The sequence below is a fragment of the Priestia sp. USM5 genome (genome assembly GCF_058323215.1).
The window spans coordinates 4,314,047-4,326,382 of sequence record NZ_JBSGKN010000001.1 but is presented as its reverse complement, the minus strand read 5'-3'; the positions used below and the strand labels follow the sequence as shown (position 1 = coordinate 4,326,382).

Annotated in this window: 13 protein-coding genes; 9 read left to right on the top strand and 4 right to left on the bottom strand. The window is 38.4% G+C overall.

Annotated features, from left to right (window positions below; genetic code table 11):
• Positions 1-171 precede the first annotated feature (171 nt).
• Entirely contained in the window at positions 172-696 is a 525-nt protein-coding gene (locus ACWATA_RS22740; protein WP_013055087.1) for a type 1 glutamine amidotransferase domain-containing protein, read from the top strand.
• Positions 697-828: 132 nt separating this feature from the next.
• On the opposite strand, the gene ACWATA_RS22735 is transcribed toward ACWATA_RS22740, so the two are convergent.
• Positions 829-984, bottom strand: a complete 156-nt coding sequence (locus ACWATA_RS22735; RefSeq protein ID WP_014461889.1) for a hypothetical protein — start codon at positions 982-984, stop codon at positions 829-831.
• 346 nt (positions 985-1,330) lie between these two features.
• Between ACWATA_RS22735 and ACWATA_RS22730 the strand changes: the two genes are divergently transcribed.
• Complete coding sequence (locus ACWATA_RS22730; protein WP_028412487.1) at positions 1,331-1,819, top strand: DinB family protein; 489 nt, start codon at positions 1,331-1,333, stop codon at positions 1,817-1,819.
• Between the two features lie 25 nt (positions 1,820-1,844).
• On the opposite strand, the gene ACWATA_RS22725 is transcribed toward ACWATA_RS22730, so the two are convergent.
• Positions 1,845-2,597 (bottom strand): lipase family protein, encoded by a 753-nt coding sequence (locus ACWATA_RS22725; RefSeq protein WP_328142044.1) that lies wholly within the window; start codon positions 2,595-2,597, stop codon positions 1,845-1,847.
• 255 nt (positions 2,598-2,852) lie between these two features.
• On the opposite strand from ACWATA_RS22725, the gene ACWATA_RS22720 reads away from it, so the two are divergent.
• On the top strand, positions 2,853-4,307 hold the full coding sequence (locus ACWATA_RS22720; RefSeq protein WP_028412486.1) for an alanine/glycine:cation symporter family protein: 1,455 nt from the start codon (positions 2,853-2,855) through the stop codon (positions 4,305-4,307).
• A 32-nt stretch (positions 4,308-4,339) separates the two neighbouring features.
• Here ACWATA_RS22720 and ACWATA_RS22715 read toward each other — a convergent pair whose 3' ends face one another.
• On the bottom strand, positions 4,340-5,395 hold the full coding sequence (locus tag ACWATA_RS22715; protein WP_033580721.1) for an aromatic acid exporter family protein: 1,056 nt from the start codon (positions 5,393-5,395) through the stop codon (positions 4,340-4,342).
• A gap of 143 nt (positions 5,396-5,538) precedes the next feature.
• Here ACWATA_RS22715 and ACWATA_RS22710 point away from each other — a divergent pair, with 143 nt between their 5' ends.
• The gene (locus ACWATA_RS22710; protein ID WP_028412484.1) at positions 5,539-6,705 is read left to right on the top strand and encodes a M20 family metallopeptidase; all 1,167 of its coding nucleotides are present in this window, start codon (positions 5,539-5,541) and stop codon (positions 6,703-6,705) included.
• 54 nt (positions 6,706-6,759) lie between these two features.
• Here the strand turns inward: ACWATA_RS22710 and ACWATA_RS22705 are convergent, their stop codons facing one another.
• Entirely contained in the window at positions 6,760-7,215 is a 456-nt protein-coding gene (locus ACWATA_RS22705) for a ferritin-like domain-containing protein (RefSeq protein ID WP_028412483.1), read from the bottom strand.
• 151 nt (positions 7,216-7,366) lie between these two features.
• Here ACWATA_RS22705 and corA point away from each other — a divergent pair, with 151 nt between their 5' ends.
• From corA to ACWATA_RS22680, 5 genes are all read left to right on the top strand, one after another.
• On the top strand, positions 7,367-8,332 hold the full coding sequence (gene corA / locus ACWATA_RS22700; RefSeq protein ID WP_155008618.1) for a magnesium/cobalt transporter CorA: 966 nt from the start codon (positions 7,367-7,369) through the stop codon (positions 8,330-8,332).
• Positions 8,333-8,486: 154 nt separating this feature from the next.
• Entirely contained in the window at positions 8,487-10,073 is a 1,587-nt protein-coding gene (gene dcuS, locus ACWATA_RS22695; protein ID WP_473050238.1) for a DcuS/MalK family sensor histidine kinase, read from the top strand.
• Positions 10,066-10,791, top strand: coding sequence for a response regulator (locus tag ACWATA_RS22690; RefSeq protein WP_028412480.1), 726 nt, complete (start codon positions 10,066-10,068; stop codon positions 10,789-10,791). The genes dcuS and ACWATA_RS22690 overlap by 8 nt, the downstream gene beginning before the upstream one ends.
• A 141-nt stretch (positions 10,792-10,932) precedes the next feature.
• Positions 10,933-11,592, top strand: a complete 660-nt coding sequence (locus tag ACWATA_RS22685) for a cobalamin B12-binding domain-containing protein (RefSeq protein ID WP_028412479.1) — start codon at positions 10,933-10,935, stop codon at positions 11,590-11,592.
• On the top strand, positions 11,579-12,331 hold the full coding sequence (locus ACWATA_RS22680; RefSeq protein WP_028412478.1) for an STAS domain-containing protein: 753 nt from the start codon (positions 11,579-11,581) through the stop codon (positions 12,329-12,331). The genes ACWATA_RS22685 and ACWATA_RS22680 overlap by 14 nt, the downstream gene beginning before the upstream one ends.
• Positions 12,332-12,336: the final 5 nt, after the last annotated feature.

The window sequence follows — 12,336 nt, the reverse complement described above, 5'->3', positions numbered from 1 at the left end:
CACATTGTAGTGTGATGTTTGTCCCCAGTCAAGTAAAAATATAAAATTAGATCATTTGGCATACAAAAAATTTCTGAAGGGCACTTGAAAAATCCTTTAATTATGTACAATTTAGTTCCTTATTTTCAATCTTATTCTCCAACATGCTATACTGATGGCGGAGGTGTTACGATGCGCTTAGAAAATAAAAGAGTTATTGCGCTTGTTAGTGCAGACTTTGAAGATCTAGAACTATGGTATCCAGTGATGCGTCTTCGCGAAGAAGGAGCAGAAGTACATTTAGTTGGAGAAAAAGCAAACGAAACGTACATGGGGAAATACGGTGTTCCAGCCGTATCGGACTATGCATTTAAAGATGTTGATCCAGCTGAATATGACGCTATTTTAGTACCTGGAGGCTGGGCGCCGGATAAACTGCGCCGCTACCCTGAAGTAATTGAAATGGTTCGTCATATGGATGAACAGCAAAAGCCAATCGGCCAAATCTGCCATGCAGGATGGGTATTAATCTCTGCAAAAATCTTAGATGGCCGAAACGTAACAAGTACGCCAGGAATCAAAGATGATATGGAAAATGCGGGAGCTATTTGGCATGATGAAGCAGTCGTAATCGACGGCCACATCATTTCAAGCCGCCGTCCGCCAGACCTTCCTCCTTATGCAAAAGCATTTGCTGATGTACTAGCAGAGCAATAAGAAAAAAGCCGAAACCATATTGGTTTTGGCTTTTTTATAAGATTCCCTAAAAAAAGAAATGATAAAGTAAATAAAAAATCATCATTAAAAAAGCGAGCAGATGCATCTGCTCGCTTTTGTTCGTGTTTCTTATCAGTAACTTGCTTTTTGCAAGTGTAAAAACAAAATGATTACTTTCTTTATAAAATCCATGATTACGGTTTTTGTATGTTTCGTTGTTGTTAGGGCACAATTAGCATTGATTGTGCTTGCATGGATTTCATCCATTGCCGCGGTTTGTTTTTCCACATGATCGATTAACCTAAACGACGCAAGCCCTACCTCTCTTGCATCCTTACGGCTCCGAAGCCGATCCAGTGTGAATAAGTTTTGTTCAAAGACATGTGTCGAATGCCAGTATTTTTACCTTGCATTGTACGATACATCCTTTCAAGTTACTTTCACTATGTCTAGCTCTTAAAGAAAAGCCAGAAGTCTAAATATAACACTTCAGTTGATCTATGTCAAATAGAAAAAATATTTTTTTCACGTGAAACAATTGCAGCTAAAACATGGTTAAGTAAAGGGATATCCTTTTTATATAGAAGAGTTTTTTGATACGATAAGCTAGAGGAATCCTAGAGGAGGATGAACAATGAACAAAAATGAACAGTTTCGAAATGATGTATTGAACAGTGTAGAATCATTAACATATGAACAATTAAATCAGCAGCCAGCATCTAATACATGGAGCGTTATGCAAGTATTAGAACATTTATATTTGATGGAGCGCATGATTGTTTCACGTGTAAAGGATCAGTTAGAAAACGGTGTAGATCAGCCAACCGAAGATAAGCCGTTTCATTTAGCGGTAGACCGTTCTCGAAAAGTAGATGCACCGGCTCAAGTTACGCCTTCTAATGAAAATCAGACATTAGAAGAAATGAAGAGTAAGCTGGCGGAATCAAGAGCGGCTTTAGTAGAGTTAGAAGAAACAGCCAGTGAAGAAAACCTAAAGCAAAAATCGTTTCCACATCCTGTGTTTGGGTTAATGGATTTAAAGCAATGGATTGATTTTATTGGCTATCATGAAAAGCGTCACCAAGAACAAATAGAAGAAATCAAAACAGCAATTGGCGCATAAAAAAACAGGCATTCCGCCTGTTTTTTTATTTTTGGACCAAAATAGGGTAATCCGACATCATCCATATCCCAACACTGTATGTTTGGGGATTATGGTTCCCTACGGTAGAGCCTGTTTGGATGGTAAATGAGAGTTGCAGAGGGTCTTGATCGTAATAAATTGTTTGCTTGGTGGAAGGGGAATAGAGTCGCTTCGGAGGGATTTTAGGAACCGTATCCGTCGTGTTAACAAAACAGCGGCTATTTGAAACAAGATTTGTGTATGTTTGAACGAATTGAGGATCCCCTACTCGAGGAGCTCCGTAGTTGTACATTGTAATTTCCGGAAAAGATGCGTTTGTGGCGACATCTAAGGCATGAAGAGCAGCGAGTGCGCCACCTAGGCTATGCCCCGTTATATAAATGGGCTTGGTGGGAAGCGATTTATATGTTTCAAAAATTTCATCACGGCATGATTCGTAAACAGCTAAAAAACCTTCGTGGACGAGACCCGCTTGTTGATTGTATGGATAAGGGCGCTGCCGAATGCGAGCATCAGCAATCCAATCTGCCTCAGATTGAGTTCCTCGAAAGGCAATTACGATAGAGTCATCAGATTCTAAAATAAAACCAAACCATTCTTGCACCCCTACGGCAGAAGCTTTAAACGATTTAATAAGCCGGTAGCCTTCAGGTACATCAAATGTGCCTCCCTGTGCGTATTGCTTATAAGCTAAGACGCACGCATAAAGAAGGTCTAGAGCTAAAGAACGATAAAATAAAGGCTCGATTCTCATCATTGTTTTTCACACCTTCTAATAGAAAATAACTCCTATAGCCTATGTGTTCTTGAGAAGAAAGGTGCAGATATCTCTTTTTTGAGAGCAATAATTATGGAGTGTAAACGATTTCTTATTGGATGTTTTTGAGGGGTTTATAACTTTTTTTGTGTATTTTAACTAAAAAAAAGTTTTAATTTAGAGTTTTATTGTTAAAACTTATAATTTAACTTATAATTTAAAATAGTCTGAATCAAAAAATAAGGGGGTTATCGTTTGGAGCAATTTGTAACGAGTTTGAATAATGTGCTATGGAGCACGCCTGTTATTTATGGGTGTCTTGCGATTGGCCTGTTTTTCTCGATTTTAACAAGGTTTTTACAGGTACGACACTTAAAAGACATGGTTATGCTGATGTTTCAGGGTAAAAGCTCAGAAGCAGGAGTTTCTTCCTTCCAAGCACTGTCTTTAGCGCTGTCGGGACGAGTTGGAACAGGAAATATTGCTGGAGTTGCGACAGCTATCGCTTTTGGAGGTCCAGGGGCTGTATTTTGGATGTGGGCAGTTGCTTTTATTGGTGCTTCTAGTGCATTCATCGAATCAACACTGGCTCAAATTTATAAAGTTAAGCAAGATGGCCAATATCGAGGTGGTCCAGCGTACTACATTGAAAAAGGAACAGGTATGAAATGGTATGGCATTTTATTTGCCATTGCAGCCCTTGTTGCGATGAGTATCTTAATGCCGGGCGTTCAGTCCAATTCCATCGCGCTTGGCATCGACAATGCATTTGGTGTTAGTCCAACGGTTACAGCAGTAGGATTAGTTATTATTCTTGCTTTTATTATTTTTGGAGGCGTTAAGCGTATTGCAGGGGTAGCCCAATTCGTTGTACCTTTTATGGCACTTGGGTATATTATTTTAGCTCTTATTATTATTGCCATGAACATTTCGGAGTTGCCGGGAGTTATCGCTCTTATTTTTAAAAGTGCTTTTGCATTAGATTCTGCTTTTGGAGGAATCGTTGGTTTAGCTGTTTCTTGGGGAGTGAAGCGCGGCATTTATTCAAACGAAGCAGGACAAGGAACGGGGCCGCACGCAGCAGCTGCAGCAGAAGTTTCACACCCGGCGAAACAAGGTCTTGTACAAGCTTTTTCGGTTTATATTGATACACTGTTCGTTTGTTCAGCAACAGCGTTTATGATTTTATTCACAGGCATGTACAACACGGAAGGACCGGGAGGTTCATTTATTATTTCAAATTTACCGGGTGTAGAAGCAGGACCTGGATTTACACAAGCTGCTATTGAAACAGTGTTGCCGGGGTTTGGAGCTGGCTTCGTGGCAGTTGCCCTATTCTTTTTCGCGTTTACAACGATCATGGCTTATTATTACATTGCTGAAACAAATATTGCTTATCTAACTCGCGGAAAGAACGGGAAGTGGGCTATGTTTGCATTAAAACTTGTCCTGCTGGGAGCTACGTTCTACGGGTCAGTGAAACAAGCCTCATTAGCTTGGGCGTTAGGTGATGCAGGACTTGGTATTATGGTATGGCTAAATTTAATTGCTATCTTAATTTTAGCTAAGCCTGCGTTAGTTGCATTAAAAGACTATGAAGCTCAGAAAAAACAAGGGGTAGACCCCGTATTTGATCCTGTTAAGCTAGGAATTAAAAATGCGGACTACTGGGAGAAAGAATATAAGAAAGATGAGTCACAAGTTTCGTAAACAAGAAAATCCTCACATTTGTGAGGATTTTTTTATGAAGAAAGTGAGACAGGCGAATTGTTTAAGTTATAGCGTTCCTTCAAACGATGAATACGGTGTAGTTCTTCAAGCAGGTGATGAATCGCAAGAAGTTCGTACAGCATGGTTGTTTCTGTTGAAAAAGGCTGATCCACTCTGTTTTCTTCCTGCTTATGTGCCCAAAACCTTTGTTTTAAAGTCAAAACAAGCGTTTGATGCTGCAAAGAGCTTTTATATTGTTCATTTTGTAAGACGTTATGAAAGGAAGTGAAAGTGTCCCAAATCACTTGATGTTTTGCACTTTGCAGCTGATGAGCGGGCAAATAAATTAAATTACCAATATGGTAGACAAGCTGCCTCATAAGAGAAAGTTTCTTATATTCATAGTGGAATTTTCTCATAGCTGTACGAGTGAAATGATGAAATTTCCATTCTTTTCGCTGATACTCACAAAGCGTCTCAATTTTTTCAATTTCAGCAGAAAGCTGCTGAAATTGAAGCTTTGTTTGTTTATGACAAGCGTGTACTTGAGAAAGTTCGCTTCCTCTTTGCTGTAAGACGCTACTCATTTGTTTTGAGAGATTTTGAATTTTCCTCGTAATAATCGGTGTATAATTAGGAGGAAGAACAATGATATTTACAAGTGAAGAAGTAAGCAGCCCAATACTAGTGGTCGCTAGGCGAATTAAAAATGATATGAAATAATGGTCGTGCACAATCGTCAGCATAGCCACTCCTGTTAGCGTTGCAACGAGTGTTCCGGCATGTAAACGCAATTTATAACAGGATATAATAGTAGAAACAGCAACAAGCATATAGGTAAGCGGCGTTACGCCTAAAAGAAATGTGTAAATCATGGCAAAAGCAGCTCCAATTGCTGAAGCAGGAAAGCGAATGAACGCTTTTTTGATAGAATCCGCAGCGGTTGGTTCAATCGTAACAATGGCTGTAATAACAGCGAGCATATACGGCCAGCCAACGGACTGACAAATGAGTGCAGTCAAAAAAACGGCAATGCCTGTTTTAATAATACGACCGCCTAAAAAATTAAATTTTTTTACGTTAATCATTATGCATACCTTCTTTAAAACAGTTAGTAGTTTAATTATAAGGCATATTAAGGTGATAGGAAAACACGTCTTAAAAACTAGCTTTCAAAAAACGAATAAATATACTATAATTTGTTTAAATATTTAAAAGAGGAGTACAACTAATGAAACAATTAATAAATGAAACAATTAATAAATTACAGGATACATTTTATGATGTAAGCAAATATATTGGACAAAATCCTGAGCTTGGCCATGAAGAATTTAAGGCTTGCAAAGCATTAACAGATGTTTTAAAAGAACAAGGGTTCACAGTTGAAATTGGTACATGTGACTTGCCAACGGCTTTTACCGCTGTTTATGACAGTCAAAAGCCAGGTCCATCGATTGGGTTTATGGCAGAGTACGATGCTTTGCCGGATCTCGGACACGCATGCGGACATAACTTAATTGGAACCATGTCAATTGCCGCTGGTATTGGTCTGAGTAAAGCAGTCGCAAAAACGGGCGGTAAAATATACGTATACGGAACGCCTGCAGAGGAAACACGAGGCGGCAAAGTAACGATGGCTGAACAAGGTATTTTTAATCATTTAGACGTAGCTATGATGGTGCACCCTTATTACTGTCATCAAAAAAGCGGGCGTTCTCTTGCGATGGATGCGATTCAATTTGAGTTCTTCGGAAAATCTGCACATGCAGCCGCTGCCCCTCATGAAGGAATCAATGCACTAGACGGTGTATTACAAACGTTCAATAGCATTAATGCGCTTCGCCAGCATGTGAAGCCGGATGTACGTATTCATGGAGTGATTACAGAGGGTGGCAAGGCGGCCAACGTTGTACCGGATTATGCAGTAGCACAATTTTATGTTCGCGCTTCAACTCGTGCATATGTAGATGAAGTAACAGATAAGGTGAAGGCATGTGCACATGGTGCTGCTTTAGCGACAGGAACAAAATTAAAAATCTCAAACTATGAGTTTTCTTATGATGATATGCAAACGAATCAAACATTATCCGACGTCTATACAAATAATCTCATCTCATTAGGTGTGAGCGAGCAAAGCATTACGGAAGACCAAGGCGATCATGGATCTTTAGATATGGGGAATGTGAGTCAGGTTGTTCCGGCTATTCATCCGTATATTCAAATTTGTGATGATTATTTTGTTTGTCATACGCACGAATTTAGAGAAGCAGCTTTAAGTGAGCAAGGAAGAGAAGCAATGATACTTGGTGCAAAAACAATGGCATTAACAGGGTATGACGTATTAACCAATCAAACGCTGCTCCAAAAAATTAAAGAAGAATTTAATGCTACAAAGTAAGAGATAATAATAAAACCATACTAAATAATACGCTTGCAGTGGCAAGCGTATTATTTAGTATGAGAAGTGGGACTGAATGGTTCGAAAAATTTGACCGTGGCGCTGTTCATCGCTCGCAGCTCGAACAATGCGGCTTTGAATTCGAGCATTTGTGATTCTTCTAGCGATTGATTGATAAAATGGAACGGTTTCTACTTCATCTTTAATGGATTCAGAGACCCCTTCTTGAAAAGTATTTGGCAGTTTTATGTTTAATGAAATCTGTGGGTAGCTGCCTGATAAATCATAATAGGCTTTAGAAAACCAGTCAAAGTGTTTAATTTCATCCTGCCGAATACCTAATATAGCTTGTTGAAACTGATCATTAGGAGCCAGCTCTGCTAGGCGTGTATAGTAGTGAATAGCGGAAAACTCATCGTTTACAGCTTTGTTTATATCTCTTAAAAGCTGTTCGTCTAGTCTTGTATCATCTTCCCAATATTCTTCATGCCGGGAGTAAAATTCATACATATGGATATACCTCCTCACCGTTTTGTTCTCTTGTCGTCACCATCATCGTATGTATAGACAAGAAAAGGCGTACATTAAAAGAAAAAAGTTTAACAAAATGGTAAAAAGGGTATGTGCAGAGAATAGTATCAAAAAAGACAGAGGTTATCTTATGATTAAAATTGTAGCTAAAACCAAAGAAGGAGCTATTAAAGAGATAGAAATGAATGAGATTCGTTCAAGCCATGGCTTTCAATGGTATTGGGTTGATTTTTACAATCCCACCGAGGAAGAAAAAAAGCAGCTTGAACAATTTAACTTTCATCCTTTAGCAGTTGAGGACTGTTTGAATCAAGGTCAGCGGGCTAAATTTGAGTTGTATGATGAGCATTATTTTTTAGTGTATTATGCACTTCATAAAGAAGAGCTTGAGCACTTAGAAGTATCTGCATTTGTAGGAGATAACTTTTTAGTCACTTACCACTTGGACAAGCTAACGAGCGTGGCTAGAGTATGGGAGCTTATCAAAAAAGACCCTGAGGCTACCGAAGATGGAACATGGGATATCATGTATGAACTCTTAGATCATACCGTTGATGAATACTTCCCTGTGCTTTATAAATTTGAAGATCACATAGACGACATTGAAGACAATGCAAAAGATGAACCTATGGATGAACTAATGAGGCAGCTTTATGACATCCGAAGTGATTTGTCACGAATGCGCCGGATTTTGAACCCCATGAGAGATTTAATGTATCGTATTATGTCAACCAATGCGTTAAAAGCAAAAGAGCAGGTTCGCTATTTTAATGATATTTATGACCACCTATTAAATATGATTGAAATTATGCAAGCAAGCAGGGATTTGTCAAATGATATTCGAGAAAGCTTTATGTCCATTAACTCGGATCGTATGAATTCAATCATGTTTACGCTAACGCTGATGTCAGCTATTTTCTTACCGTTGACGTTTATTGCTGGCCTCTATGGCATGAACTTTTCATATATGCCGGAACTGACGGGAAAATATAATTATTTTATTGTACTGGGCATTATGATTGGGCTTGTAGGCGTAATGGTCTTTGCCTTTTATAAAATGGGATGGTTCAAATATCGAAAAGGACCTAAACTATAAAGTAGATTGTTAACCTTCCTGTATAAATGTTCATCAACTCAGTAAAAATGAAATTAAATAAGCGAAGATCTTATCTGCCTCTAGATAAGATCTTTTTCTTGTGCTATAAACAAGGAAAGCAGGGAAGCGAGGGAAGAATGTGAAACACGGAAGAATGGGGCTGCGAAGCATCACGGTGCTGCTTGTATGCATGGTGGTAATTCTATCGCTATTGTTAACGGATTTATTAGTTAGCAGTTCAATTGGAAAAAACATCCGAGATCAACAGGCTGAAAAAGCTCGGACTATTGCTACAATTATTTCAGAATCAACGAACGTGAAAAAAGGACTAGAGACAAAAACACCTCAGTCAATTCAGGAATTTACTGAACGAATTCGTAAAAAATCAAGCGTCTTGTTTATCGTTGTTATAGATATGAATGGAATTCGCCAATCTCACCCAGATCCTAAAAAGATAGGAAAGAGGTTTGCCGGAGGCGATGAGCAAAAATCATTGCACGGGAAATCTTATGTATCTGTATCAAAAGGAACGCTTGATAAATCTCTGCGCGCTTTTGCACCCATTTATAATGAAAAAAATCAACAAATTGGCGCAGTGGCTGTGGGGATTTCTTTGAATAATGTAAATGAAGCGATTAGAGATGGGCATCGTCGAATTGTTTTAGGTTCATTAATTGGCCTACTTGTAGGCGTTCTTGGTGCTATTTTATTAGCGAATTACATAAAGAAAATTTTATTTGGCTTGGAACCTTCTGAAATTGCTAAAATTCTAGAAGAGAGAAGCACCATGCTGCAGTCGGTTCGTGAAGGAGTGATAGCTGTTGATAAAGAAGGTAATATTACACTTGCTAATCGTTCTGCACGCCGTTTATTTGTTAAAGCAGGGTTAGCACCAGAGCCAATCGGTTTGTCTATTCGAGAATATATGCCCACCTCCAGATTGGACGACGTTTTGTCTACGGGGGAATCTCATTATGATGAAGAGCAAGTCATAAATGGAGTAGCCATTGTAGTTAATAGGGTTCCGCTAGTGGTAAACGAAGAGATTGTAGGAGCACTTTCTACGTTTCGGGATAAAACAGAAGTTAATATCTTAGCAGAACAGCTAACAGGTGTTAAAATGTATGTGGAAGCGCTTCGAGCACAATCGCATGAATTTATGAATAAACTTCATGTGATTTTAGGAATGGTGCAGATGAATTATTATGATGAGCTAAAAACGTATATTCATCAGCTTGTTAATCATCGTGTCGATGAATCTAGTTCAGTGACTAAATCTATTAAAGATCATGCGTTGGCAGGGTTTCTCATGGGCAAAATGAGTTATGCTAGAGAGGAAAGCGTAGAACTGACGTTTTCCGCTGATGAAGTTATTCCAGAACCTTCAGATCCACACGTTACTCATCATCTCATTACCATTATTGGAAATTTAATTGATAATGCAATTGATTCAGTTTGTCATCATGCCTCTAAAAAAGTGTCCGTTATGCTTGTGTATAAAAACAATAAGCTTACGATTCAAGTTACGGATACAGGCTGCGGCATTCCTTCCGATACAATGAATCAGATTTTCAAGAAAGGCTTTTCTACAAAAGGAACGAGCAGAGGGTTTGGGCTGCATTTAGTGAAGCAAACGATTGATGAACTAGGTGGCCAAATCGTTATTGACTCATTTATAAATAGCGGTACCACATTCTATATTGATATTCCGTACGAAACAAGGAGAGATCAAGTTGATTAAAGTATTAATTGTTGAAGATGACCCAATGGTTGCTCAGTTTAATCAAAAGTACATTGAAGAGATAGAGGGGTTTACAGTGGTCGCTGTTGCTCATTCGGGTCATGAAGCCTTAGTGAAGGTAAATGAATACCAAGTTGATTTAGTACTGCTTGATATCTTTATGCCTGGGCAAAATGGTTTGAGAGTTTTACAAGAGATTCGAACAAAGCAAGAGGAAATAGACGTCATTTTTATCACCGCTGCTTCGGATGCCCAAACGATTCAGCAAGCTTTACGCTATGGAGCGATTGATTATTTGATTAAGCCTTTTACATTTGAACGCTTTTATCAAGCACTTTCGGCTTATAAACAAACATTTCGTACGTTAAAACAGCAACCTCAGCTTAATCAACAGGAATTAGACGGGCTGCTGTCTAATAAAAAAATAAAAGAAGCTCCGGTAGAGCCGTTGCCTAAGGGTCTAACGACAGGAACATTAGAAGTCATCGTAGAAGCCATTGTGCATCTTAAAGATCACCCTTTTTCGACCGATGATGTGGCTGAAAAAACGGGAATTTCAAGAGTGTCTATTCGAAAATATTTAAAATTTCTAACAGATATAGGTCTTCTTGGAGAAAGAATGACTTACGGCACAATAGGACGTCCTGTGTATGCGTACTTATACAATGAACAAAACCGTCACTTGCTGCATCACTATCTCGTTGACTTTGAAAAATAAAAAGATTTACCTGTCAGAGACGTCCGGTGCTATTTTGTCGGTGTGAGAATATTTTACTGTAGAGTGCCGGTGAGTTAAGTGGTATGGTTGATAATAACAAAGGAAAAAAACAAGTCGTTTGACTGAAAAAGAGGTGGTTTCTTGATTGAAAGCATAGAACGCTTGACTGAATTACTGTTATCAGGGAATCAAGATGAAGCTTGGAATATTGTGTGGAAAAAAAGACAGCAGGGTTTCGATACATTTTATATTTTTCAGCAATTCATTTCAGTGTCAATGGCTCAAATCGGTATGATGTGGGAAGAAGATGAAATTTCAGTGGCTGATGAACATTTAGCTACTACTACCTGTGACTATGTTTTGTCACGTTATCAATTGTGTATAAGACAAGAAGTTATTAAAAGTGAAAAAAAAGGTCTGTTTTTGTGTATAGAAAATGAACAGCATTTTTTAGGTTTAAAAATGATTTCCATTCTCTTTGAAGAGCACGGATGGCAGACGAAACTTTTAGGAGCAGATTCTCCGCTTTTACATGCAACGCACGCTGTTGAACAATGGAAACCTGATTTAGTAGGAATCTCGTTCAGTTTAACTCATCATATAGAAAAAGCAAACGAATATATAGAAGGATTAAAAAAGACAAAACATCAGCCGCTTATTTTAGTTGGAGGCCGAGTAGTTTCAAACTATAAGTTTCCTCTTGTTCAAACAAATCAAGTTCGATTTATTGCACAGCTAGAGGAGTTGAAAGAGCTTTTTCATTATCAATCAATTAGGGGGATTAAGGTTGTCGACTATTAAATATGCTCCGCTTCCTGCTTTTATTATGGATGAGGAAATGAATATTCTAGCGCAATCTGATGAAGCAGCCGCTTTATTCGGAGAGGTTCAACATTTTTTAGAAATTGTTGATGAAGATAGTCAGAACAAAGCTAGAAAACGATTAGGAAAGAAGGAAAAAATAAAAACAGAATTAGTCATGCATTCGCGTAAATCTAAGATGTCTCTTTATACCGTGAATTGCAAATGGGAGCAAGATAAGGCGCATGTAATATGTGTAGAGGAAGATTCTCAAATTAGAATTCTCTCAGAAAAAATCGAACAGCATACAGCGCGTTTATCTGAAACAGACTTAGAACTGCTGCTGCAAAAAGAACGATTAGAAAAGGCCATGAACCGAGTTATAGAGCTGTCGGGACCGTTTATTCATTTATCGAACAACATGGTGCTTATACCTCTGTTTGGCGATTTATTTGAGGAAGTCATCATGAAAAATGAACATCGGCTGCTCAGACAAATAGATGAGGAAACGGTTGATCGAGTTATCATTGATTTTAATGGAATCGGTCAAATTGATGAACGAGGTGTTGCAGCCCTAGAACATTTAATATGGGAATTTCAGCTAATGGGCGTACAGATTTATTTAACAGGTGTGACACCCGATCACAGTCAATGGCTTCACCAGTATCATTTTCAAGCAAATGTAAAATCTATTAGTAACCTAGGTCAGGCCATTCATCAATTTTTTACAACGGCATGAAATGG

What these genes read in the sequence shown, in the direction of transcription:
- corA (WP_155008618.1), top strand. Translation starts at nt 7,367, where the DNA reads ATGATTAAAATTGTAGCTAAAACCAAAGAAGGAGCTATTAAAGAGATA.
- ACWATA_RS22705 (WP_028412483.1), bottom strand. Translation starts at nt 7,215, where the DNA reads ATGTATGAATTTTACTCCCGGCATGAAGAATATTGGGAAGATGATACA.
- ACWATA_RS22740 (WP_013055087.1), top strand. Translation starts at nt 172, where the DNA reads ATGCGCTTAGAAAATAAAAGAGTTATTGCGCTTGTTAGTGCAGACTTT.
- dcuS (WP_473050238.1), top strand. Translation starts at nt 8,487, where the DNA reads ATGGGGCTGCGAAGCATCACGGTGCTGCTTGTATGCATGGTGGTAATT.
- ACWATA_RS22725 (WP_328142044.1), bottom strand. Translation starts at nt 2,597, where the DNA reads ATGATGAGAATCGAGCCTTTATTTTATCGTTCTTTAGCTCTAGACCTT.
- ACWATA_RS22730 (WP_028412487.1), top strand. Translation starts at nt 1,331, where the DNA reads ATGAACAAAAATGAACAGTTTCGAAATGATGTATTGAACAGTGTAGAA.
- ACWATA_RS22715 (WP_033580721.1), bottom strand. Translation starts at nt 5,395, where the DNA reads ATGATTAACGTAAAAAAATTTAATTTTTTAGGCGGTCGTATTATTAAA.
- ACWATA_RS22710 (WP_028412484.1), top strand. Translation starts at nt 5,539, where the DNA reads ATGAAACAATTAATAAATGAAACAATTAATAAATTACAGGATACATTT.